Below are 23043 nucleotides of genomic sequence, written 5' to 3'. Positions count from 1 at the left end.
TTTGTTATTTTTGACGATTCACTATAGCGGTTATCGTTTAGATGGAATACACTCTGACCTCACTTCCATTCCTTCTAAAAGGAGAGAGGAATGGAATCTTACTCCTCTTCCCTTGCAGGGAAGGGGCTGGGGGTTAGGTCTGTATTAGACTCAACACAGAAGCGTTATATTCCCTATTCCCCACGAAACACAAATCAAGACCTTAATATAACGAATAACAAACAGACCAATAATAAACCTAATAGCAACAGCAAACCCTGATTGCGTTTTACCCAACTTTTCACAGTTACTGCAAAACTGTTAGTAGAACGCTGCTGTTGCAAATCTAACTTTGTCTCTTCAATATTTTGGTAGAGAGTACATTTTTTGGCGTAAGGACGCTGAGGAAAATTGCAAGTATCATCAGCGTGATAGGTGCAGGTGTCGCACAGATATCCCTCCCCAGTGGCGCGGTGCAATGGAATACCAGGATGACCGTAAGCTTTGAGTGTTGTCCGGCAATAGGGACAATTAATAGCTTGACTATCAATGAGTTGATGGCAGTGGGGACAAGATACAGTAGCCAAAACCTTTAGTGCAAATAAGTTAAGTAAACACTTTGATTCTAGCCATTTACAAGGGTAATGGGGAAATACATACGTAGCCTGTTAATTTTAAATATGGCTAGCTCTCAAAATTGGTTATTTTAACAGTAAAAGTACTAATTTTATGATGATTATTTATATTTTTCTAAGTGATTTCTATCACTCCAAATAATTAAGGCTATGCCATAATCGAGCAAATATGAGCTTTTATCCCACGTCCAATAATTATTTAGAGGTAGAAAAATATTGCCTTTTAATCCTGAGCTGTGCCGTAACGAAAGCGAAGTTGAAAGCAAACTTATAGTGCAATATTTGCTACCGCAGCTAGGTTATACTCCTGACACCTGGCATCAAGAAGTTGTCCTTGGTAGCATCCGCTTAGATTTCTTAGCATTTGCCGCACAAGTGATTCCCTTTGTCTTAAATGCCAACTCACCGCTGAGTGTCGTCATGGAGGCAAAGCATCCCAAACAAAACTTAAATAATCATGTCCTCAGACTTAGGCATTACTTAACCAGTTTGAATGTAAGGTATGGATTGTTGACTAATGGCAAAGAAATTAGAATTTATCAAAAATTGCAGACTGATATTCAACTAGTATTTCAATGTTCTGGGAAAGAAGTTGAGATAAAGTTAGATACAATTAAAAGTTTAATTGGTAGAGAGAGTCTAAAAGAAGAACAGTTAGTAGATAAACCAGAAGTTCAAATAGCTGAAAAAAATTCAACTTTGGAAGCAAAAAGGCAACATTCAATGAAGACAATTGCAATCTACCATCATAAGGGCGGCGTAGGTAAAACTACAGTTGCTATAAATTTAGCGGCTGCATTAAGTAAAAAAGGAAAAAAAGTTCTTCTAATTGACATAGATGCTCAAGCAAATACAACTTTTGCGACAGGATTGATTAAATTCCAATTTGAGGAAGATGATGATTTAAAAACCTGTAATGTTTATCATTTATTAGAAAAAAATGACATTAAATTCATTCCAGATATTGTTTGCAAATCTAAGTTTTTTAACAATCCAGAAATTGATGTTATCCCTTCACATATCACTTTGATTGCATTGCAGCAAAATCTTGTCCAATCTGGGCCAAGTCGTTTCAGACTGGCTAAGAAACTAGAAAAAGTAAAAAATGAATATGATATTGTAATTATCGACACGCCTCCATCTTTAGATGTGTATGCACAAGCTGCCTTAACTGCTGCTGATTACCTAATAATTCCTTCAGACTTAAAGCCATTTTCCAACCAAGGATTACCTAGTGTGAAAAACTTTATTCAACAAGAAATTAATGAGAATAAAGAAGGTCTAGGAAAGCCACCTCTTACTATTATGGGTGTTCTTCCATCTAAAATCTCTACTAATGCTCAGTATCTCAAATACACATTTGCAAAACATAAAAGTGTAATTAGTGATCGTTATAATATGCCAATAATGGATAGTTTGATTTCAGAAAGAACAGCTTTGTCTGCTTGTATTAATAAAACTATATTAATGGGAAATATGGAAATACCTGATCCTAAATCTATTCTTGATTTTGCCCTTAATGAACCTTCTGCAAATCAAGCCGCCGCTGAGTTTGAATTTCTAGCTATAGAAGTTTTAAGTAAAATGGGGATGTAATAATGATTAAGTTTTTTCTGGTAGATGTTGAAAGTGTTACTTCTAATGTTCCTCGTTCAAACTTTCAAGAGGCTGATTTAGAAATTCTTGCTGACCTGATACTAGAATCTGGAGGCATTTTAAAACCATTAGTCTTAAAAAAGACTGGCTTTGAACAATATGAGGTAGTTGATGGGCATTTCGAGTACTATTCTGCTGTAAGAGCTAAAGAAAAAAACCCTAGTGAAGGTGACATGGTTAGTGCTTTAATTATATCTTCTGAAAACGAGGATGTAGCCTTAAAACAAGTTGCATCTCTCAAAGGAATTAATTCTTCTATTAAACCAGTAACACCACAGCCTGAAACAACAAAGTTAGAACCACGTCTGGCAAATCTAGAATTACGTCTTGAGAAGCAATTCAATGAATTTAAGTCAGAACTTTTACAAGAAAGACAGAAAATAGATAGTAAATTAAAGCAACTTGAAAACCTTATTCCCCAAAAGACTGAACAGAGTAATCCACTCAGTTTATTGAACTCTTTGGATAAAGATGAGTTATCTATAAAGTTACAACGCGCTAGAATTCCTGGTGCAGAAAAACTTGCAAAAGGCATATTTGATGCTCGATGTGAGAAACCGAAGCAAGAGTTTGAAGATTACCGCGATGTAGTAAAGTCTGTAAAAAACTTGGGTGATAAAACAATAAAGTTGGGTGATAAAACAATTTTGACTATTATTGATGAGTGGTCAAGAAGTTAGTAGTTAGTTAAATAAGTTCTTCGCAGTGTAAAAACTCTGCATAGCTTTCTCTGCGCCTCTGCGTGAGACATTTCCACCAAGTACTTGATAGAAAAAAGGCGATGCTACCTGCGGCAGGCTGCGTCAACGCATTCCCATAGCCTAACTCCGCACTTGTCGCAGTGCATTAAACGCCTTACCTCGTAACCCAACTGGTAACAACGATAATCCTAAACCAGTCCAAGCTTTAGGAGTTGAAAAAGACTGTCCCGCCAAAACTAGCTCTCTGCCTTTTTGCGTTTCACCCTTTTCAATTAAACGCAAACCTAATAATAATTGCGTTTCAGTTAGACGATTTTTCCTGATTATCTCTAGATTTTCAGACTCAAATTTATAACTTTCTAAATACCGGATTTTATCAAATAAATAAGGAATGGCTCGATTGATACCTTGCTGCTCTGCATGAGAGCGATATTCCATCAATAATTCTGGTAAGTAATAGCCATTTTTCCCAGCCACAGCCAGACGTACAAATAAATCATTATCCTCACAATTTTGCAGATTTGGCTGCATATATCCTAATTCTTGCAAAGTTTTACGGCGAAATAATGTTGCCCCAATTTGAAAGCTTTGGTGAATAAATACAACTTCTAACAAATTATCTACAATACCTGCTGCCAAATTCTTCCTACCCCAGCGTTGAGAATTTTCTTGAGTTTTTGCCTCATCCCGAATATTGTTAATATCAATTATCCAATGGTCTGTACCAACAAAATCAATGCTAGAGTCTTGAGTGAGAATCGCTGCCGTACTTGCAAGAAAATCGGGTGTTAGCCGATCATCATCATCAAATTTAATAAAATATTCACCCTTAGCAGCATCAAAGCCAGAGCGCATATTATTACTTTTACCAATATTTTGCAGATGACGGATATATTTAATCCGGTGGTCTGTGTACTGTGACATCAACTCAGGTGTGCGATCGCTAGAACCGTCATCACAAACAATTAGTTCAAAGTCTTGCTCAGACTGATTCAGTACACTGTCAATTGCATAATGAAGGAGATGAACACGATTAAAAGTAGGAATGCAAACAGTAATTTTAGGCATGTTATATACTAATAACTGGAAAATCTAGAAACTTTAGATCAATTGCTAATTTAATGCATCGCCAATAAAGCTATATCCATTTTCAAAAATCCTTTACATCTTGAAATTACTGAATAACGTAAATAATATTATCGTTACTTTCTAAGCTATTATTCCCAAATAATTAATAATATACACATCTTTATATTTTATGCTGAGGGCAAGGAGGAAGTGATTTTGGTTATGGATGATACTAAACAGATAATTGAAACCTGGCGAAACGCTGATGATCTCGGACGAGTTCTTCAGCTTGGGGCACGGATTGAGCCAGGAACGTCTGGGCAATAACTTTACCTGGTTCCCAGTGAAGGCTATCCCCATAATCTTTGATTTGGCGGCGAGACGGCAGTCGTTTCAAGTCGGTACCGGACGCCAGTCACCAGATAAAGGAAACGGAAACCTGTCTTCTCCTAAGGGAGACGCTACGCGTAGCTTGCTTCCCCGTAGGGGTACAATGCTGCCTCCCCAAGGCGCTGCCTCACGAATTGAGGGCTAAAAACGAAACGCCCCTTAACTAATGCTTGCTCCAAGCAAGTGAGGGAAAGGGGTAGTTGAATTTTTAACAACTCTAGAGCTTGCTTCTTATAGTTGTCTATGATAATTTGCTAACTAGCATAAGTACAGTAACTTTATCAAGTTACCGGATTTTATTGAACACTATTGTTGATTTAGTTGAAGGAGTCTGGAGTTAAGAGTATCTAGGTACTCTATTAAATATATGACAAGCAGGAAAGAGATTCCCAGCGATTGAGAAGTCGATGCCTGGGATAAATCTAAATTTTTCAATTCATCCAGAGCATTTGTGATCAACGAAATGCCTGGTGCGATCGCTGTAAACAAAATCGCCAACGCTAGGGATGAAATACATAGATAGTCTGGGATGGAAGCCGCTAATTTAGCACTACAAATGCTCAACAGCCGTTGTCTCTTGTAAAACTGTATTGCAGGTCTGGTATTAAGCACAAAAGTACGGGAAACCCAAGTATTTGCAGAGGGGAATCATATGCAGATTGGACTGTTCCACCAAATGTGGGCTATTCCTAATATTGAAGACCGGGAATTTTTTGCTCAGACGATCGCCGATGTGCAATTGGCTGAAACACTGGGTTTTGAATCCTGCTCTTTTGGAGAACATCATTTTATCAGAGAGCGGCCTTTTTATGGTCGATTACCAGTTCCGGAAGTGTTCATCGCTAGGCTAGCCGGGGAAACAACCCGAATTAAACTTGGCACAGCAATTAAAATTCTCACCTTAGAAAGTCCACTACGTTTTGCAGAATCCGTATCTTTATTGGATTTACTAACTAATGGTAGGGTGATGTTTGGGCTAGGTCATGGAAGTCCTGCTGATATGGAACATACTGGCTTCAGCCAAGAGGAAAAACATCAAATCTTCCGTGAGCAACTTCTGGAAGTACTAGACTACCTTTCACCCCAGCGACAAGGCTCCCAAATTACACCACTACCTCGCCAAGGGTTAGGAAAATTGTTCTGGTTAGGGGTACGCGATCGCGAAACCATAGTCTTAGCTGCTAAACTTGGTCTTAATCTATTAGTCGGACAAGGGGAAGGAGCAGCTGCTCAAAACACCTATAGCGATATCTATCGACAAGCAGGTGCTACTGGAGCATTACGAGGGTTTAGGCTGGTGTACGTTGCCCAAACTGATGCCGAAGCTCAAAAGACAGTTGCCTCATCTGCCGAAGTATTCTTCAGCGTTAGAGAAAAGTTAGCAGCATACATAGAAGCACAACGTCAAGGACGTATCCCCGTAGGGCCGCCGAAAGACTTAGCAGATATGTTGAAGCGTATCAATTACATTGTAGGTTCCCCCGCAACTGTTGCTGCACAACTTAACGAGTATGTTGCAGCCACTCAGGTAGACCGCTTGGGGATCAAGATTCATCTGCCAGGACTGGCGAATGAGCATGTAAGGCAAACAATGAAGCTATTCGCCCAAGAGGTTGCCCCTAAAGTGCAGTTATCAAAACAACCACAGGCAGCCTAAGCAATTTTAAATAAATCCCACTATACAGGCATCCTGGCTATTGACTGCCAATTTTAGATTTTAGATTTTAGATTTTAGATTAAACAGGACTTACGCAAAATCATGATAAAACGTAGACGCAAAGCGGCTTGCCGCAGGCTACCGCAAAGGACGCATTCGCGCAGCGTCTCCAAGAGTTGGACACAAAGGAATAAGAGTTTCAGAGAGTTCTTGCGTAAGTCCTGTTAAAGAACAAAGAATTATTTGGTTCATGCGCCGTACTCATAGTGGGCGGAATAAATCCAAAATCCAAAATTCCCATGCCCAGCAAAAGAGTGGGCGCAATAAATCCAAAATCCAAAATCCAAAATCCAAAATTGATTGACTCGATACTTTCATAAAGCTTGGGCAGCTGATCTTTAGTTTCCTGAACTTGGTAATCAGGATAGCACCCTACAATGAATATACGTATGCAAACTATTCACAACCGTAAAGTCAAAGGTGGAGGCTAAACGTTGGCACAATTGCAAACACAACCTTTAGCTTTGTCAGGCTCTCAAAAAAATTGGGTCTTACTCGGTGTCGGACTTGGGGTATTCATGTCTACCCTAGATGTGGGCATCATCAATGTTGCTTTGCCCACATTGGTGCAAGCCTTTGATACCAGTTTCCCAACGACCCAATGGGCTGTATTGAGTTACCAGTTGGTCAGTTCCAGTTTAGTTTTGGGGGCAACGCGCCTGGGGGATATGTGGGGCAAAAAGTCCTTATATCAGGGGGGACTTGTTGTGTTCACTTTCAGCTCGCTATTATGTGGTTTTGCACCTGGTATTGAGTGGTTGATCGGCTTTCGTGCCCTTCAAGGACTAGGGGCTGTGTTCATTTCTGGGCTTGGTTTGGCAATCATCACAGAAGTTTTTCCCTCTTCCGAACGAGGTCGGGCTGTTGGCATCATCGGTAGTGTAGTGTCACTGGGAATTGCTTTTGGCCCTTCCGCTGGCGGACTGCTCCTGGGCTTGTCAGGCTGGCATAGTATATTCTTCATCAATGTACCGCTGGGGATCATAGCTAGTTTCTTAATAGCTAGGGTGGTGCCACCTTCTGTACGTATTCAGGGCAAACAGAAATTTGACTTTTTTGGAGCCATATTGGCTTTATTGACTCTGGGTAGTTTTGGGCTGGGTATGACGCTAGGGCAAAGCCAGGGCTTTAGCAGTAGCAATGCATTGATATTATTAGCGATCGCCGTTGCGAGTTTTATGACTTTTTTGGTAGTTGAAGCGATGGTAGAGCAGCCACTACTAGAGCTACACCTGTTTCGCAATCTTCAGTTGAGTATGGGTTTGCTAAGTGGCTGGTTAGCATTCACTGTTATTGGCGGTTCACTGCTGATCGTCCCTTTCTTTCTAGAGGGCGTCAAGCATTATCCGACGGTAAAAGTGGGGCTTCTATTAGCCGTGTCGCCTGTACTTAGTGGGTTAATTGCCCCATTAGCGGGAACACTTTCAGACCGCTTTGGCGGTCGAGTGATCAGCTCCATTGGGCTGGGGTTGATGATTGGTGGCTGTCTGGGGATCAGCACCTTTGATGCTCAAATTACTGAGTTAGGCTATGTGTCGCGCTATTTTATTTACGGCATTGGATTGGGTTTATTCCAATCACCCAACAACAGCACTGTTATGGGAGCAGTACCGAGGGAGCGGCTAGGGATTGCTTCTGGGCTGCTGTCTTTGTCACGTACTTTAGGGAACACAGTAGGAGTTTCTCTAATCGGGGCAGTATTTGGAGCGCTAATCGCTAGCATGTCTGCGGGTGCAGATGTCTCTGTTGCCCCTCCTGAGGCGATCGTTGCGGGGTTCCAAGGAACTTTTCGCTTCGCAGCCCTAATACTTTGTGGAGCAGCAGTTGCATCCGTTTTGAGGAGCAGTAAGAGGCAGGGGGCAGGGGAAGCAGGGGGCAGGGGGCAGGGGAAGCAGGGGAAGCAGGGGAGCAGGGGGAGGAATAATTAATGCTCAATGCCCAATGCCCAATACAACTCTTGGAGAGGCTGCGCCAACAAAGCCTCTGAGTACAAGTGTCCAATGTCCAATATTCAATTATCAATTACTAAGGAGTTAAATAAATGACAGGTAAATTAGAGGGGAAAGTAGCAATTATTACTGGAGCTTCAGCGGGAATTGGAGAAGCAACTGCGATCGCCTTGGCTTCAGTTGGAGCAACAGTAGTACTCGCTGCTAGGCGTGGTGATCGCATTCAGGCATTGACAAAACGCATCGAAGCTAGTGGTGGCAAGGCATTGCCTATTGTCACCGATGTGACTGATGAAACTCAGGTAAATAACTTGGTGGCAAAGGCAAATGCAGAATTGGGAAGGGTCGATATCCTCGTCAACAATGCAGGGATTGCCTTACTCGGCACCATTGAAGCTGGAAATAGCTCAGACTGGCGGCGATCGTTCGACCTCAATGTACTAGGACTGCTATATGCTACTCACGCTGTTTTGCCTCTGTTGAAGGCGCAAAAATCAGGGCATATAGTCAATATTTCTTCAGTGGCTGGTCGGACAGCGCGGGCGGGCGTCGGTGTTTATAATGCTACCAAATGGGGTGTGAATGCTCTCTCCGAAGCATTGCGCCAAGAAGTCCACAAGGACAATATCCGCGTCACCATCATCGAACCAGGTTTGGTGGATACGGAAATTGACAACCAAATTACCGATCCCATTGCCAAACAAGGCATCGAAGAACGACGCAAGGCAATTACACCTCTGCAAAGCGAAGACATTGCAGCTGCGATCGTTTACGCCGTCACCCAGCCATCGCGCGTTAATGTCAACGAAATCCTCATCCGACCAACGGGACAAGAACATTAAAGCTAAAGGGCAGGCTTAACGGGCGTGCCCTTTTTTAGATAGGTAGTGTAAACCTGAACCAGATATCTTTTTATTAGCATCTGAAAGCATGAATGTTAATCCTAATAAATGCGTTGTTATTGAAGACTCAGAAAATCGGATAAAAGCTGCTAAAAAAGCAGGTATGAAATGCGTTACTTTTGCTGGATTGAAACATAATAAGCAGAATTTTTCAAGCGCAGATTTAATTGTGAATGCTTACTCAGATGTTAATTTACGTAGCTTACAGCAATTATTTGACTGAGAAAGTTAGCTCCTACTTTAATTTACGGACAAGGGAGTTATATGATAATTAATTTATCTTAAAGTTATAGTGAAATTACTGAAAATTTACAGAAAAGGAAATAATCTACATTATTATGTCACTCAGTCGTAGCGACCTCGAAGCCGGAAATGAACAGGCAAGACTATTAGAAGCATCACACTCTGGAATAAAGCTAACTACTCTGAGTGAAGATGAATTACAGCGATCGCTCAATGAAACACTACAACAGCAACCAGCAAATTCTGATATCTGGATATTTGCCTACGGTTCGCTGATTTGGAATCCCCTAATCACATATGTCGAGCGCCGTGCTGGGATGATTTATGGTTGGCATCGGCGCTTCTGTACATGGATGATCCTCGGTTACGGGACTCCAGAGAATCCCGGATTACTCTTAGGACTTGATCGGGGCGGTAGTTGTCGTGGTATTGCTTATCGAATTGCTGCTGCCGATGTACCATCAGAATTACTGCTGATTTGGCGACGTGAGATGTTAGCTGGTGTCTACGTTGCTCGTTGGGTAAAGATGTTTGATGGTACGCAAGAATTCAAAGCGATCGCCTTTGTTGCCAATCGTCAACATCCCAGGTACGCTGATCATATACCATTCACAACCACTGTTGATAGTATTGCCACCGCATCTGGAAAATTCGGTGACTGCGCTGATTATCTCATAAAAACTGTCGATGGATTAATCGCAGAAGGCATTAAAGATAGACAATTACTCTTATTACGCGAACAAGTGCTGGCAAAACAACAAGCGCTTTTAGTTAGTGGCAACTCTACTCAAACTACTACTTCAGAATAACTGTTGTAAACCTCTAATTGAATAATTAAACCGATACTAGAAAAATCTAGATTTGAAATTATGGAAAAGAATTATTCCCGAAAAACAATCACTGAGTATTTCTGGAAAAAATGAGTTTGAGCAGCGATCGCCCAGACTCAGGTGCAGTGTTTGCTTCCCAAGCAGATTGTTTAATTCAGATAAATATGACAAAGTTTACGATTTACTGAATGTAGGTGCGTTCGCTCGATGCAAAGGGGTGACATTTTAGCAGATTTATCTAGTGCAGGTGGTGGCTCAACTACTAACGGTCACCAACTTACTTTTGCTTCTAGCGGCGATGCTAACGGAGTCTTCTATTATCTTGGAACAAACAAGGGAAGTACTGTATGGGCAAATCCCGCAGGTATTAATTTTACCGTGTCAGCGAGTTCAACTGAGAATGGTTCGGTAGTGTCACTAACTAACCGATATAATAGTGAATTTTATACTGCAAATCAAGCTAATCAGTGGGTGTCATTCGGTCTTAATAATAGTACTTTAAAATGCAATTATTATTCTATAAAGACTTGAAGCAATGTTAATTACTACCCCCGTACTTGAAAGCTACAAGGTAGTAGCGACGGTACTACTTGGTTAGATTTGGACATTCAAGTAAATAATACTTCCTTGAATGCAATGAATCAATGGCTATCGCTTCCTGTTGCATCAAATATTGCTTATTCATACTTTAAAGTACTTCAAGATGGTAATGATTATTCTGGTCACAACTATTTCTGTCTAGGAGAAATAGAGCTATACGGGCTGTTAACATGAGTTATTGTAATTCGGGTGAAAAATCAAAATTTATCTATAAATTAAATGACGGTCAATCGTCTGTTTATGATTTCCAATCTTTCCCTATTGAAGTAATAATAGAAGCGGCTCAATAAAATCTTACTTCAAACTACAACCCAGAGGGATATAAAATTACATTTGGCAGTCCGCAAGGACAGTTTGGGTCGATAACGCTAACTGTTGTAGATTACAAAATAACTTATGTTGATAAAGGAGTTTTCAACTCGGAAACAGACACTTGAAAATTTTGATAAAAACGTATTATTTTTGATGATTAAACAATTAGACCGAAGCCGGGAGCAATTAGAAAGCAGAGTCAAACAGCTAGAACAGTTTCAGCATGAGTACGAAACTGCACAGGAGTACGAACGCGATCGCAGTTAGTCTCTGGGGATTCAGTGTAGGCAACTACAACATTATTTAAAGCTGAGTCAATCTTATTGGCTCAGTTTTTTATTTGAGTCAGGACTTACGCAAGAACTCTCTGAAACTCTTATTCGTACCCTGCGGGAAGCCACAACTCTTGGAGACGCTCCGCGAACGTGTCTATGCGTCCTTTGCGGTAGCCTGCGGCAAGCCGCTTTGCGTCTACGTTTTATCATGATTTTGCGTAAGTCCTGTGAGTTCTAAAATTATGAAAAGTAAGATTTGACTCACACCTGATGATTAGAATCAATGAAGATTTTTCTAAATGGTTGTATAATTATAAGCCATCTGTAACAAGTTAAATCTTAATGGTATAAATTGAGATTGCGGAAGGCATTGCAAGTTTTTTTCAAAATAGCAACAATCTGAGCAATGAGCCAAAAATGTTAAACTCGGTGCTAATCTTATCGAGTTATTTGAGGATATCAAAAGTGAGTGTTTTTAGTCAAGTCCTCAAACACAACAAATTCGTCGCATATTTGAGAATTATTCGCGTAAACTTAATACAACTTAATCAAAATATGAATTTTTATAAAATAAGAAATTTCTATAATAGTTGAGTTTAAAATACTCCAAATCAATATCTTTGTAATGAAACACCGATGTACACAGATCAACGCGAAGAAATTATAATCCTCCCCGTACTTGAAGTACGAGGAAGATTCAATTACCCCTACTTAGCAATGTTGATGATTGCGGCTATTAGGATCTAACTGCAAGCTTGCAGACATGCCTTAGATTCTATGGATTTTGAGAGAAGTGTGATTATGCAACGATCTCAAAGTTCGTAACTGCTAATACTGGTGGTAATGTGTATATATTGTTATCGTTATCAATGTTGGCAAATTGACTACCTGTCCCAAAGCCTGGTAATGTCAAGTTTTGGTTGAAGAACAAGTTGCCAGTTCCAAGACTGTAAGTAATGAGTCCAGAGCTAGTTGCTGCTGCTGCATCATTAGCTACTATCTTAATCTGGAGGGGACTATCGAGTCCGATAAAAGTTGACCGCTCCAGTACAATTTTGTCATTGGGGCTGAAGTCAGTAATTCTATCTACACCCAGATCAGCACTATAGAACGGAACGCCTGAGCTGAACACGAAGCGATCGCTACCACTACCGCCCGTCAGGATATCATTACCTTTTCCACCTTGTAAAATGTCATTACCAGCGTCACCATAGAGGCTGTCATTGCCAGCACCAGCATAGAGAATGTCATTGCCAACACCGCCAAAGCCGCTTAACGGTGTAGCAGTGCCACGACCACTAAGCAGGTCATTTCCAGCACCGCCTGTAAACGATACTGTACTTACGCCAGTTCCCGCCAGGTTGTTAACATCGAAGATGTCATCGCCTCCACCACCATTAACTTCAAACCTCTCTGCGCTGTCTACAGTCAGGGTGAAGGGAACTAGGTTGAGCCGATCAAAGATTGCTCTGCCTTGGGTGTCTCGTTGCAGGCGGAAACTGTCTCCCGCAGCCGCCGCGCCGTTGACCTCAACCACGTCATAGCCAGCGTTACCACTGATTCTGTCGCTACCGTCACCGTTGTTCCAGATTAGTCGGTCGTTACCGGCTCCGCCAGTGAAGGTGTCGTTGCCACGATTTCCTAGTAGGGTATCGTTACCGTCCCCACCGAATAAAAAGTCGATACCATCGCCACCTCGTAAGAGATCATTAGCAGCGTCACCATAGAGAATATCATTGCCAGCACCACCAGAGAGGCTGTCATTGCCAACACCACCAAAGCCAATTAACGGTGTAGTTGTGCCAGTACCATCAAGCAGATCATTTCCAGCACCGCCTGTGAACGATACTGTATTTACGCCTGTTCCTGTCAGGTCGTTGACATCAAAGATGTCATCACCACCACCACCATTAACTTCAAACCTCTCTACGCTGTCTACAGTCAAAGTGAAGGGAACCAGGTTGAGCCGATCAAAGATTGCTCTTCCTTGGGCGTTTCCTTGCAGACGGAAGTTGTCTCCTACACCCGCGCCGTTGACCTCAACTACGTCATAGCCAGCGTTACCGCTGATTCTGTCGCTACCGTCACCGTTGTTCCAGATCAGTCGGTCGTTGTCGGCTCCGCCAATGAAAGTGTCGTTGCCACGATCGCCTACTAGGGTATCGTTGCCGTCCCCACCGAATAGAAAGTCGATACCATCGCCACCTCGTAAGAGGTCATTTCCAGCATTACCATAGATGCTGTCATTTCCAGCATTACCATAGAGGCTGTCATTTCCACCTAAACCACTGAAACTATCAGAAGCGGCATTACTAATACCTGTATCTGATCTATAGGTTGGTCCTGGGCCTGGAATCCAATTTACTGCCATGATTAATACTCCTAATTCTTGATTTCTAAGTGAGTAATGATGTACTAGTACTTCATTTCTAGGAAAACGTATGAAAGTACTAGTTTCTGTTTCCGAACTACGAAACCTATAGTTTTTAGCTGCTAACTATTATTCAGGGATATATTTTTCTTTTATGCAGAATATTTTTTTTTGTAAAACTTCTTCACTATAAACTTTGCAGACAGCCCTTATTACATCCTGACTTTTCAGCTCATATAGAAAAGAAAGAATGGCTCGTGAATGCCTTTCGCAAGCTAGCTTTCAACTGATTGGACGATTTTCGCTAAAGTTCAAAATAGTGCTTCTGGTGTGCGAGGATTAAATACATAATTGTTAAAATTACCACTTAACAACAAAGTATATACACGGTTTAAAATATATTGATTACACAGTTGCAACTCACGTCTCTGAAGAGAGCTAAATGTGGTCATCTTTGAAAATACCATCAAACTTAACCCAAGGATTGGAGTTTTTAACCTGCTGTTGATATTCCAAGATTGGCAAATAATAAAGCCTTAATGTAACCCACCAGAGGTAAGACATTATAGGACTAGAGAATCCATCGTCATTAATTAAACCGTGAGCCATACGGTTTCTTAAATTTGAACCAGAACGTTCGATTAGCAAGCCTTGGAGATCAAAAAGTGTGTCTTCATCAAAAATTGAGTTTATTTGTGGATAGTTGCGAGGAAAAAGAGTAGTATTCAAATCACGTTCATCTTGAATTCCCTTATCGATATCAATTTTTGAGGGTAGCGCACCCTGCTTTCGCAGTAAATAACGAATAGAGTTTTCAATTTGAGGAATGAGAATATGGGTGGATGTGAAGAAGTCTCCGGTTAATCCAGCGTAAAGCCCTTTTGCAAATAGATGTTCTCTATCAGGTGGCACAAAAGGGTTGTTTGAAACAAATGGAAATAAGTCTTTTACTTGTACACTATGTTCCAGATTTATTTGATACCTGGCTCAATATAAGCTTGGGCGTGAAGTTTTTGATAAGAAACTCCATTTTGGTACATTTTATAAAGAATTGCCGCTTCTACTTCATCTGGATTATTGGATAAAACTGACTTGGATTGACGAGCTACAACTTTACCCATCTGATTAATCATTCCAAATCGGAAATAAGACAGTGGATTTTCAAAAGCTATTTTTAAGACTTCTTGTCGAAGGTGAGAGACTTTAGGTGGTGTTCCTAGAAATGCTAGATAAAAGAGTGCATTATCAAATTCTTTACCTTTAACATGTGATCTGGCTATATTCACTTGAACACTAATATCTGTTTCATAAGAAACCCGAGCTAACTCATTTAAGGATTGCTCCTGATGCTGGTTAAGAAGCTTGTGAACCTCCTCAGCTTTTTCTTTGGCAGCGATAGTTTCTTCCTTAGTACCTCGGACATTCATGAAAGCTTCAAAAGCTTTCTCCATAAAATGTGACGCTCGCAGGTAGCTTGCATCTGTACCCTTAAGACTATCTTCAGCTTCTTTTACATAAGTTTCAGCCGCCTGCATTTGCGTTGCGCGTTCTTCTTCTGCATCTTTTTCAAGACGATGCCATTGTGCTTTAATTTCCCAATACTACAATGGGATGTTTTTTTAACTGGAAGTCCCTTAGCTCAATAATTTAGGTAAAATCATATAAATTAACATTCCCCGACAGAGCCAGGGAATGAGGAAATGCTAACTCGCGGCTAAATTGCCCCAACCGACGTAGGGTAATTTTGCAGCTGTTGCCCAAACTTGGTCAGCATTCGCCACCAACTGACCGCAAGCGTCCCAAGTCCCAGAAATGAACGTGCTTCTAGTCCCTTGTTCGATCGCAACTGCGGCAGTGTAATCACCAATCTGCACTTGCAAAGTTTCCAGATTTACTGTCACGGCAGCTTGGGAATTGGCAGCCACTAACTCTTGCAGTTGTTTAATAGTAGCAGCATCGGCTGTCAGACAAGGTATGCCCATTGCCACACAGTTACCGAAAAAGATTTCGGCGAAGCTTTCACCGATTAAAGCTTGGATTCCCCATTTTGCGATCGCTTGGGGTGCATGTTCCCGTGATGAACCACAGCCAAAGTTACGGTTGACTATTAAAATATTCGCCCCTTGGTATTGGGGTTGGTCAAAAGGATGTTCACCTTTAAGTGCTGTCCGGTCATCAATAAACGCGCCTTCGCCTAACCCATCAAAGGTTACGGCTTTCAAATATCGCGCGGGAATAATGCGATCGGTATCTATATCATTGCCCACTAAGGGTATACCGCGCCCTGAAACTGTTTTAACTTCACTCACCATAATTTTTATAAAAAACGAACCGCAAAGAACGCAAAGAACGCAAAGGAAAGAAAGAAAGTTTAAGAGAGTTTTCTTTGTCACAAGATGGGGTTACAGTAACTCGCGTACATCAGAAACTTCGCCTTTAATCGCAGCAGTGGCGACCATCGCCGGACTCATTAACAATGTCCGACCGGAAGATGAACCCTGTCTTCCTTTAAAGTTGCGGTTAGAGGAAGAAGCACTGATTTGTCTTCCTTGTAGCTTATCGGGGTTCATGGCCAAGCACATGGAACATCCCGGTTCACGCCACTCAAATCCAGCTTCCTGAAAAATTTTATCCAGTCCTTCAGCTTCCGCCTCTTCCTTTACCCTTTCAGAACCAGGGACAACAAAGGCTTTAATGCCCTCTGCAACGTGGCGACCTTTGGCGATTTTCGCAGCTTCCCGTAAATCACTAATTCTGCCGTTGGTGCAACTACCAATAAAGCAGACATCTATTTTTGTGCCCTTGATGGGTTGACCAGGATATAAATCCATGTAGCGGTAAGCTTCTTCGGCAATGAATCGGTCTTCTTCAAGCAGTTCTTCTGGTTGAGGCACTGACTGGTTGACACCGATACCTTGACCGGGAGTAATCCCCCAGGTAACAGTAGGAGAAATTTCAGCAGCGTCGAATACGACTACATCATCGTATTGGGCATCAGCATCACTCTTGATCGATTGCCACCAAGCCACTGCTTTATCCCAATCTGCATCAATGGGTGCAAAATCTCTGCCTTTGAGGTAATCGTAGGTGACTTGATCGGGATTAACGTAGCCGCATCTAGCACCGCCTTCGATCGCCATATTGCAAACTGTCATCCTCTCTTCCATATTCATTTGCTCAAATGTCGTACCTGCAAATTCGTAGCCATAGCCCACGCCACCTTTAACGCCAAGGGTGCGGATGATATGCAGGATGACATCTTTGGCGAAAACTCCTGGCTTCAGGGTGCCGTTAACTTCAATTTTGCGGACTTTCAGTTTCGAGAGGGCAAGAGTTTGGGAAGCGAGAACATCCCGGACTTGGCTAGTACCGATACCAAATGCGATCGCACCAAATGCCCCATGACTTGATGTGTGACTATCTCCACAAGCGATCGTCATTCCTGGTTGGGTGATTCCTAGTTCTGGAGCGATGACATGAACTATACCCTGACTGCCAGAACCAATGTTGTAAAAAGTTATGTTATTTTCTTGACAATTATTTTCCAGCGCCTGGATCATTTCCTCTGCCAAGCTATCGTCAAAGGGACGTGCCTGATTTTCTGTTGGCACAATATGATCGACTGTGGCAACGGTACGCTCTGGAAACAGTACTTTTAGACTTCTCTCGCGTAACATAGCAAAAGCCTGGGGACTGGTGACTTCATGAATTAGATGAAGCCCGATAAATAGTTGCGTCAGCCCTGAGGGAAGTGTACCAACGGTGTGTAAGTCCCAAACTTTGTCAAACAGGGTACCTTTGCTCATACGTCAATCAGTATTTAAAGAGTCCGGTCTTAAATAGTATCAAAAAAAAGTCTTGGTTTTTGCAGATCACTTAATATTACTTACATCTTTACACTCTTATTTCTCTGTGCCCTCTGCGCCTCTGTGGTTTTATTCTTCCTTAACGAACCGCAGAGACGCTGAGAGCACAGAGGAAGAAAGAAGAGAGGTAAAAGCGAAAATTATCCGAAATATTGAGATGCAATGATGTAAATAACTTTATCCTTTTGAACAAGGATATCTAGGACAATACGAGATAATTGCACTACCAGCATTATGCCCATAGATTTACGGGAATTTTATCAGGCTAGCGATCCCAGCAGAACTCTGTTTGTCAACAATAGCTCTGATGGCAAGTATTACATCGATTTTTCCTCAGTCCGAGGTGGTGATATTCTTAGCAAGTTGAAGCAGAAAATTACTTTTTTTAAGCCCAATGAACCCACCTGCACTCTATTTACTGGGCATATTGGTTGTGGTAAATCCACAGAACTATTACGGTTACAGGCAGAACTGGAAAAGTTAGGCTTCCATGTGGTCTATTTTGAGTCGAGTGACGATCTGGAAATGACTGATGTCGATATTGCTGATGTGCTGTTAGCGATCGCTCGTCGGGTGAGTCAAAGTCTGGATAAGATTACCCTAGAGTCACCCAATAAGTTTAATGAGTTGCTCCAAGGGGCTTGGAAGGTCTTAAACTCCGAGGTGACGGGGGTTAAAGTTAAGGTTCCCAATGTCGGCGATTTTGGTGTCACCTCTGAAAAAGAAAAGCTTTCTCTGTCTGTGGGCATTGGTGAAATCACGGCGAAAATGAAAAATGACCCAACGCTACGAGAAAAACTCAATCAGTATTTGGCACCGCAAAAAACTAAGCTGCTGGAAGCGATTAATCAAGAATTATTGGAACCTGCCGTGGCTAAACTCAAACAGCAGGGTAAAAATGGTCTGGTAGTAATTGTCGATAATCTTGACCGCATAGATAATCGTGCCAAAGCTTGGGGTCGTCCGCAGCAGGAATATTTATTTGTCGATCAGGGTGAGTTTTTGACCAAGCTTAATTGTCATCTCCTCTACACTATGCCTTTGGCTTTGAAGTTTTCCAATGATTACGGAATGCTGACTCAGCGTTTCCCAGAAGATCCCAAGGTGTTACCAATGGTACCTGTACAAAAGACTGATGGCAGTGTTCATGTAGAGGGAATGGCACTGATGCAGCAGATGGTACTAGCTAGAGCTTTTCCTGATTTGACACCAGAGGAGCGTTTAAATAAAATTACGGAGATTTTTGATAGTGCTGCTAGCCTAGAGCGGTTATGTAAAATGAGCGGTGGTCATGTGCGGGACGTGCTGAGGCTGCTGAATACCTGGATTATGGAAGAGATGAGTCTTCCTTTAACCCGTGAAACCTTAGAGCAAGTTATTCGTTCTCGTCGCAATGAAATAATGTTGCCGATTTCTGATGATGAGTGGCAATTGTTACGTCATGTCAAGGAAAGGAAAAAGGTGAGTGATGACCAGGGATATCAAAAACTGATCCGCAGTCGGTTTGTGTTTGAATATCGGGATGGTGGCGAGTCTTGGTTTGATGTTAATCCGGTTTTGGCAGAAGCAAGGGAGTTGCAGTGAGGAATCAGGGAATCGATGAATAATTAGATGATGAAACCAGAAACCAAAAATGTTTTGTTAAAAGCTTATGCACAACTGCACCAAATCACAGAAGAATTGTATTCAGCCTCGGATAAAGCCGTAGAAAACAACGATTTTGAGGACGCTAGCTTACTAGCTAGTAGAGCAGATAGACTTTATGAAGAGATAGAAAATTTAGAGATTGTAATTTCAGAACAGGAGGAAATATGAAAACAATCCCAGAGTTAAAGACTCGTATTAAAGAACTCAGTAAACAAGCTGTCGAATTTAGTAGAAAAGCATCTGAAGTGTGTTTAAGTGACCGTCAACAAGCCAAGTATTTTAGACAGCAAGCAAGAGAAGCTAGCAAACGCACTCAAGTATTGATACAGGAGTTAAAACGCCAGGAAGTTTAACTTGTAGTCTTTAATTCTTCCTTTGCCTCCTACACTCTAGATTTACGTAAGCTTATGACTTATGACAGACTCGCAACCATCAGAAGATGACCATGTAAATAGCGATCGCTCTGTTGCACAATTAGCTTGGGCGATTGAGTCCTCTGTGGGACAGTTTAAGCTGATTTTGGCACGGTGTAATTATGCTAGAGAGCGCGATCGCTTAATCTCCAGATTGCGGGAAATTTGTCAAGTCGAAATTCATGTCTTGGCGATGCAGCAATCTCGCAAAACTCTTTATACTGCGATTCAGTCAGAATTCGGCGAAGAAATGCCAGCCTGTGTGATGGTTGTGGGTTTGGAATCAGTGCAGAATTTGTCTGTGATGTTAACTTCTGCTAATCAGGTGCGGGAAGAGTTTCGCAAGAATTTTACTTTTCCCTTAGTCTTGTGGATTGACGATGAAATCTATAAGCAACTAATCCAGCTTGCGCCTGATTTGGAAAGTTGGGCGACTACAAGGAACTTTGCCATATCAACACAGGAATTAGTAGATTTTATCATCGAAACGGCTAATCAATGGTTTAGTAATAACTTAAAGTTGAACGTAGATGTATATATTAAGCTGGAAAATGAGTTAGGAACAGCGCAAAGAGATTTACTCAATCAGCCAGATGTTTATAATTTAGAAATTCAAGCTGATTTAGAATCTTTGTTAGGTTTTATCAAACAGAGAAATAATCACCAAGATTCGGCGCTACAGCATTATCACAAAGCTTTAGAGCTTTGGCAGGAAAGTAATAATTTAGAAAGGCAGGCAAAAATTCTCGGTGAGATTGGCGTTGGTTATTATCTCAAAGCTTTGAAAAATCCAGATATTAATCATCCAGATTGGCAAGCGGCTTGGTATTATATTCGAGAGTATATAAATTTTATTAACCTGTTTCACAATCCAGATTTAATTGCTAATACAGCAATTAAATTCGGTGATATTTTGCGAGACTTGCAAAAGTGGGAAACGTTGCAGAGTCTTTCAGAACAAGCTTTAGTAATCCATCGAACTAACAACCAGCTAAGGGAATTAGCCAAGGATTACGGTTTTTTAGCTGAGGTGGCTTTGGCTCAAAAAGACTGGGTGAAAGCAAATCAGCTTGTTCAGCAAGCTTTGGAAGTTTTTGCTGCGATTCCCAATTTGGAATCAGCGAATATCTCAGGGGTTTTATCTGAGATTTCCGAAAGAGATGTTAAATCAAATGATTTGAGCTTATATCAGTTTATTTTAAGTTGTTCTCAATACCATTTAGGTCAAATTAAACAGGCAACTTTCAGCTTAGAAACTGCTAGGCATGTGGGTAATCCCCTAGAAGATGTCAGGCTTTACTTGGATATTCTCAGTTTTTTGCAGCAGCTTTACTTTCAGCAGAAAGAATATCTCCAAGCATACAAAATCAAACAGCAACGGCGTTCCATTGAACAGCAATTTGGTTTGCGGGCTTTTATTGGTGCAGGTAGGTTAGAAGCTACAAAACAGGCATTTGTAGAGACATTGCGCTCAAACTCTCCCCAAGGAAATATTGCCCCAGAAATTGCTGCATCTGGTCGCCTATTGGATGTAGAACATTTGATTGAACGCATGGGTCGCCCTGATTATAAGCTGATAGTCATTCATGGGCAATCGGGTGTCGGCAAAAGTTCCCTGGTGAATGCGGGACTGATACCAGCTTTAAAGAATAAAGCGATCGGTATTCAAGATTATTTGCCGGTGGTAATGCGCGTTTACACCAACTGGGTGGAAGAGTTGGGGAAGCTTTTGGGGAGAGATGTGGTTCGACTTCGCTCACCAACCGGGGGATGGGGAGATGGGGAGGATGAGGGAGAGTTACAAGGTCAACTTTCATCCTCAGAAGGTCAACGTTCAGCTTCAGAAGGTCAACTTTCAGCCTCAGAAGGTCAACGTTCAGCCTCAGAAGGTCAACATTCAGCCTCAGAAGGTCAACGTTCAGCCTCAGAAGGTCAACGTTCAGCCTCAGAAGGTCAACATTCAGCCTCAGAAGGTCAACATTCAGCCTCAGAAGGTCAATGTTCAGCCTCAGAAGGTCAACGTTCAGCCTCAGAAGGTCAAAGTTCGACCTCAGAACTCGGAACTCCGCAATATTTAATATCCAGACTTAAAGAAAACGAACAGCGCAACCTCCGCACAGTGTTAATTTTTGATCAATTTGAGGAATTTTTCTTTGTTTACACCGAACCAGCACAAAGGAAGCAATTCTTTGAGTTTCTGGGAGAGTGTCTGAATGTTCTATCGGTGAAAGTTATCTTATCGCTGCGGGTAGATTACATCCATTACTTGCTGGAGTGCAATGATTTGTCCAGTCTCAAGATTATTGGCAATGACATTCTCAGTAATAATGTGCTTTACAAATTGGGGAACTTCTCACCTGCTGATACCAAGTCAATTATTCAGCGTTTAACTGAAAATACTAGCTTTCACTTAGAAGATGCTTTAGTTGAACAACTTGTACAAGATTTAGCCGGAGAATTGGGTGAAGTTCGTCCCATTGAGTTACAGGTTGTGGGGGCGCAACTGCAAACTGAGAATATTACAACTCTGGCAGAATATCGGCAGGGTGGCACTAAGGACGAATTGGTTAAGCGTTATTTGAATGAAGTTGTTGAAGATTGCGGTGTTGAAAATCAGCAGGCGGCGGAATTATTACTGTATTTGCTGACGGATGAAAAAGGAACTCGCCCGTTAAAGACTCGCGCTGAGTTGGAACGCGATTTACAGGAGTACTTGTCGGAGATCCCCCCAACCCCCCTTAAAAAGGGGGGCTTAGTTTCTTCCACCCCTTTTTTAAGGGGGTCGCCGCAGGCGGGGGGATCAGAAGCTAGGGAGGATAAAGCTTTTGATATCAGCAAATTAGATTTGATTGTAGAAATTTTTGTCCAATCCGGCTTGGTGGTTTTGCTACCAGAAAACCCGGCTGACCGTTATCAACTGGTACATGACTATATCGCCGCCTTTATCCGCCAGCAACAAGAACCGAAGTTAAAGCAGGTAATGGCGCAACTGGAAAAAGAACGAGAACAAAGAAAACTGAGTGAGGTAAAATTTAATCGTTTTCTCAAACGCAGCATTTTTGGTTCTCTAGCCGCAGGTTTAATTGTGGTTGTACAGGTGTGGATAGCATTTTCATTGCTAAGAGAGGCAAATAACCTAAAAAAACAAGCCGAAATTAATGAAATAAACGCCCTTGCTAACTCTTCAGACACCTTTTCTGCCTCTGGCCAAATCTGGAATGCACTGACAGAAGGCTTAAAAGCGAACGGAAAACTAAAAAACGCGGGTAAGGTAGCGGTAGATACCCAGATGCGGGTTGTGAGAACATTGCAGAAAGCTTTGTACTTAAAAACAGAGAACAAATTCCAAGAACTGAATACATTAGAAGGACATAGCGATAGGGTCATTAGCGTCGTGTTCAGCCCCGATGGGCAAAGGCTGGCTTCTGCAAGTGATGATAAGACCATCAAACTCTGGGATGCAGCCACAGGCAAACTTCTGCAAACCCT

Annotated in this window: 20 protein-coding genes and 1 pseudogene; 13 read left to right on the top strand and 8 right to left on the bottom strand. The window is 41.7% G+C overall.

Features of this window, described 5'->3' with window-relative positions:
• Positions 1-194 precede the first annotated feature (194 nt).
• Positions 195-566: a zinc ribbon domain-containing protein gene (locus tag V7K46_RS11055; RefSeq protein ID WP_335112973.1), complete on the bottom strand. Its 372-nt coding sequence runs from the start codon at positions 564-566 to the stop codon at positions 195-197.
• A gap of 264 nt (positions 567-830) precedes the next feature.
• Between V7K46_RS11055 and V7K46_RS11050 the strand changes: the two genes are divergently transcribed.
• On the top strand, positions 831-2210 hold the full coding sequence (locus tag V7K46_RS11050; protein ID WP_335112971.1) for an AAA family ATPase: 1380 nt from the start codon (positions 831-833) through the stop codon (positions 2208-2210).
• Between the two features lie 2 nt (positions 2211-2212).
• Positions 2213-2950 (top strand): chromosome partitioning protein ParB, encoded by a 738-nt coding sequence (locus V7K46_RS11045; protein ID WP_335112969.1) that lies wholly within the window; start codon positions 2213-2215, stop codon positions 2948-2950.
• Between the two features lie 141 nt (positions 2951-3091).
• Here the strand turns inward: V7K46_RS11045 and V7K46_RS11040 are convergent, their stop codons facing one another.
• Entirely contained in the window at positions 3092-4039 is a 948-nt protein-coding gene (locus V7K46_RS11040; protein ID WP_335112967.1) for a glycosyltransferase family 2 protein, read from the bottom strand.
• A 265-nt stretch (positions 4040-4304) separates the two neighbouring features.
• Here V7K46_RS11040 and V7K46_RS11035 point away from each other — a divergent pair, with 265 nt between their 5' ends.
• On the top strand, positions 4305-4574 hold the full coding sequence (locus tag V7K46_RS11035) for a hypothetical protein (RefSeq protein ID WP_335112965.1): 270 nt from the start codon (positions 4305-4307) through the stop codon (positions 4572-4574).
• A 161-nt stretch (positions 4575-4735) separates the two neighbouring features.
• Here V7K46_RS11035 and V7K46_RS11030 read toward each other — a convergent pair whose 3' ends face one another.
• Positions 4736-4993: a hypothetical protein gene (locus V7K46_RS11030; RefSeq protein WP_335112963.1), complete on the bottom strand. Its 258-nt coding sequence runs from the start codon at positions 4991-4993 to the stop codon at positions 4736-4738.
• 88 nt (positions 4994-5081) lie between these two features.
• Between V7K46_RS11030 and V7K46_RS11025 the strand changes: the two genes are divergently transcribed.
• The 6 genes and pseudogenes from V7K46_RS11025 (at position 5082) to V7K46_RS11000 (ending at position 10601) form a co-directional block, all read left to right on the top strand.
• Entirely contained in the window at positions 5082-6086 is a 1005-nt protein-coding gene (locus V7K46_RS11025) for an LLM class flavin-dependent oxidoreductase (RefSeq protein ID WP_335112961.1), read from the top strand.
• A 494-nt stretch (positions 6087-6580) separates the two neighbouring features.
• A complete protein-coding gene (locus V7K46_RS11020; RefSeq protein WP_335112959.1) occupies positions 6581-8074 on the top strand; it encodes a DHA2 family efflux MFS transporter permease subunit in 1494 nt (497 codons plus the stop codon).
• Between the two features lie 113 nt (positions 8075-8187).
• Positions 8188-8937 (top strand): SDR family NAD(P)-dependent oxidoreductase, encoded by a 750-nt coding sequence (locus tag V7K46_RS11015; RefSeq protein ID WP_335112958.1) that lies wholly within the window; start codon positions 8188-8190, stop codon positions 8935-8937.
• Positions 8938-8995: 58 nt separating this feature from the next.
• A pseudogene (locus V7K46_RS11010) lies at positions 8996-9220 on the top strand (HAD family hydrolase); the annotation flags it as partial.
• Between the two features lie 115 nt (positions 9221-9335).
• Positions 9336-10049 (top strand): gamma-glutamylcyclotransferase, encoded by a 714-nt coding sequence (locus tag V7K46_RS11005; protein WP_335112956.1) that lies wholly within the window; start codon positions 9336-9338, stop codon positions 10047-10049.
• Between the two features lie 228 nt (positions 10050-10277).
• The gene (locus tag V7K46_RS11000; RefSeq protein ID WP_335112954.1) at positions 10278-10601 is read left to right on the top strand and encodes a hypothetical protein; all 324 of its coding nucleotides are present in this window, start codon (positions 10278-10280) and stop codon (positions 10599-10601) included.
• Positions 10602-12056: 1455 nt separating this feature from the next.
• Here V7K46_RS11000 and V7K46_RS10995 read toward each other — a convergent pair.
• From V7K46_RS10995 to leuC, 5 genes are all read right to left on the bottom strand, one after another.
• Positions 12057-13628, bottom strand: a complete 1572-nt coding sequence (locus V7K46_RS10995) for a calcium-binding protein (protein ID WP_335112952.1) — start codon at positions 13626-13628, stop codon at positions 12057-12059.
• Positions 13629-14066: 438 nt separating this feature from the next.
• On the bottom strand, positions 14067-14540 hold the full coding sequence (locus V7K46_RS10990; RefSeq protein WP_335112950.1) for a DUF4209 domain-containing protein: 474 nt from the start codon (positions 14538-14540) through the stop codon (positions 14067-14069).
• A gap of 59 nt (positions 14541-14599) precedes the next feature.
• Positions 14600-15163, bottom strand: a complete 564-nt coding sequence (locus V7K46_RS10985; protein ID WP_335112948.1) for a hypothetical protein — start codon at positions 15161-15163, stop codon at positions 14600-14602.
• Between the two features lie 168 nt (positions 15164-15331).
• Entirely contained in the window at positions 15332-15940 is a 609-nt protein-coding gene (gene leuD, locus V7K46_RS10980) for a 3-isopropylmalate dehydratase small subunit (protein ID WP_335112946.1), read from the bottom strand.
• Between the two features lie 90 nt (positions 15941-16030).
• Entirely contained in the window at positions 16031-17434 is a 1404-nt protein-coding gene (leuC, locus tag V7K46_RS10975) for a 3-isopropylmalate dehydratase large subunit (protein ID WP_335112944.1), read from the bottom strand.
• A 294-nt stretch (positions 17435-17728) separates the two neighbouring features.
• Here leuC and V7K46_RS10970 point away from each other — a divergent pair, with 294 nt between their 5' ends.
• The 4 genes from V7K46_RS10970 to V7K46_RS10955 form a co-directional block, all read left to right on the top strand.
• Positions 17729-19078, top strand: a complete 1350-nt coding sequence (locus tag V7K46_RS10970) for an ATP-binding protein (protein ID WP_335112942.1) — start codon at positions 17729-17731, stop codon at positions 19076-19078.
• 27 nt (positions 19079-19105) lie between these two features.
• Positions 19106-19309 carry a hypothetical protein gene (locus V7K46_RS10965; protein ID WP_335112940.1) on the top strand — a complete coding sequence of 68 codons (204 nt, stop codon included), beginning with the start codon at positions 19106-19108 and terminating at the stop codon, positions 19307-19309.
• Positions 19306-19494 carry a hypothetical protein gene (locus tag V7K46_RS10960; protein WP_298904329.1) on the top strand — a complete coding sequence of 63 codons (189 nt, stop codon included), beginning with the start codon at positions 19306-19308 and terminating at the stop codon, positions 19492-19494. The genes V7K46_RS10965 and V7K46_RS10960 overlap by 4 nt, the downstream gene beginning before the upstream one ends.
• A gap of 61 nt (positions 19495-19555) precedes the next feature.
• Positions 19556-23043 (top strand): nSTAND1 domain-containing NTPase (locus V7K46_RS10955; RefSeq protein ID WP_442939830.1); only part of this gene is annotated, 3488 nt, incomplete at its 3' end.

The organism is Nostoc sp., assembly GCF_036917395.1.
Classification (GTDB): domain Bacteria; phylum Cyanobacteriota; class Cyanobacteriia; order Cyanobacteriales; family Nostocaceae; genus Nostoc.
The sequence above is the reverse complement of the archived record's forward strand: the minus strand, read 5'-3'. Positions and strand labels throughout refer to the sequence as shown.

Excerpts from the sequence above, each read along its gene's own strand:
- V7K46_RS11045 (WP_335112969.1), top strand. The coding sequence starts at position 2,213 with ATGATTAAGTTTTTTCTGGTAGATGTTGAAAGTGTTACTTCTAATGTT.
- V7K46_RS11040 (WP_335112967.1), bottom strand. The coding sequence starts at position 4,039 with ATGCCTAAAATTACTGTTTGCATTCCTACTTTTAATCGTGTTCATCTC.
- V7K46_RS11035 (WP_335112965.1), top strand. The coding sequence starts at position 4,305 with ATGATCTCGGACGAGTTCTTCAGCTTGGGGCACGGATTGAGCCAGGAA.
- V7K46_RS11025 (WP_335112961.1), top strand. The coding sequence starts at position 5,082 with ATGCAGATTGGACTGTTCCACCAAATGTGGGCTATTCCTAATATTGAA.
- V7K46_RS11015 (WP_335112958.1), top strand. The coding sequence starts at position 8,188 with ATGACAGGTAAATTAGAGGGGAAAGTAGCAATTATTACTGGAGCTTCA.
- V7K46_RS11005 (WP_335112956.1), top strand. The coding sequence starts at position 9,336 with ATGTCACTCAGTCGTAGCGACCTCGAAGCCGGAAATGAACAGGCAAGA.
- V7K46_RS11000 (WP_335112954.1), top strand. The coding sequence starts at position 10,278 with ATGCAAAGGGGTGACATTTTAGCAGATTTATCTAGTGCAGGTGGTGGC.
- V7K46_RS10995 (WP_335112952.1), bottom strand. The coding sequence starts at position 13,628 with ATGGCAGTAAATTGGATTCCAGGCCCAGGACCAACCTATAGATCAGAT.
- V7K46_RS10985 (WP_335112948.1), bottom strand. The coding sequence starts at position 15,163 with ATGCAGGCGGCTGAAACTTATGTAAAAGAAGCTGAAGATAGTCTTAAG.
- leuD (WP_335112946.1), bottom strand. The coding sequence starts at position 15,940 with ATGGTGAGTGAAGTTAAAACAGTTTCAGGGCGCGGTATACCCTTAGTG.
- leuC (WP_335112944.1), bottom strand. The coding sequence starts at position 17,434 with ATGAGCAAAGGTACCCTGTTTGACAAAGTTTGGGACTTACACACCGTT.
- V7K46_RS10970 (WP_335112942.1), top strand. The coding sequence starts at position 17,729 with ATGCCCATAGATTTACGGGAATTTTATCAGGCTAGCGATCCCAGCAGA.
- V7K46_RS10965 (WP_335112940.1), top strand. The coding sequence starts at position 19,106 with ATGATGAAACCAGAAACCAAAAATGTTTTGTTAAAAGCTTATGCACAA.
- V7K46_RS10960 (WP_298904329.1), top strand. The coding sequence starts at position 19,306 with ATGAAAACAATCCCAGAGTTAAAGACTCGTATTAAAGAACTCAGTAAA.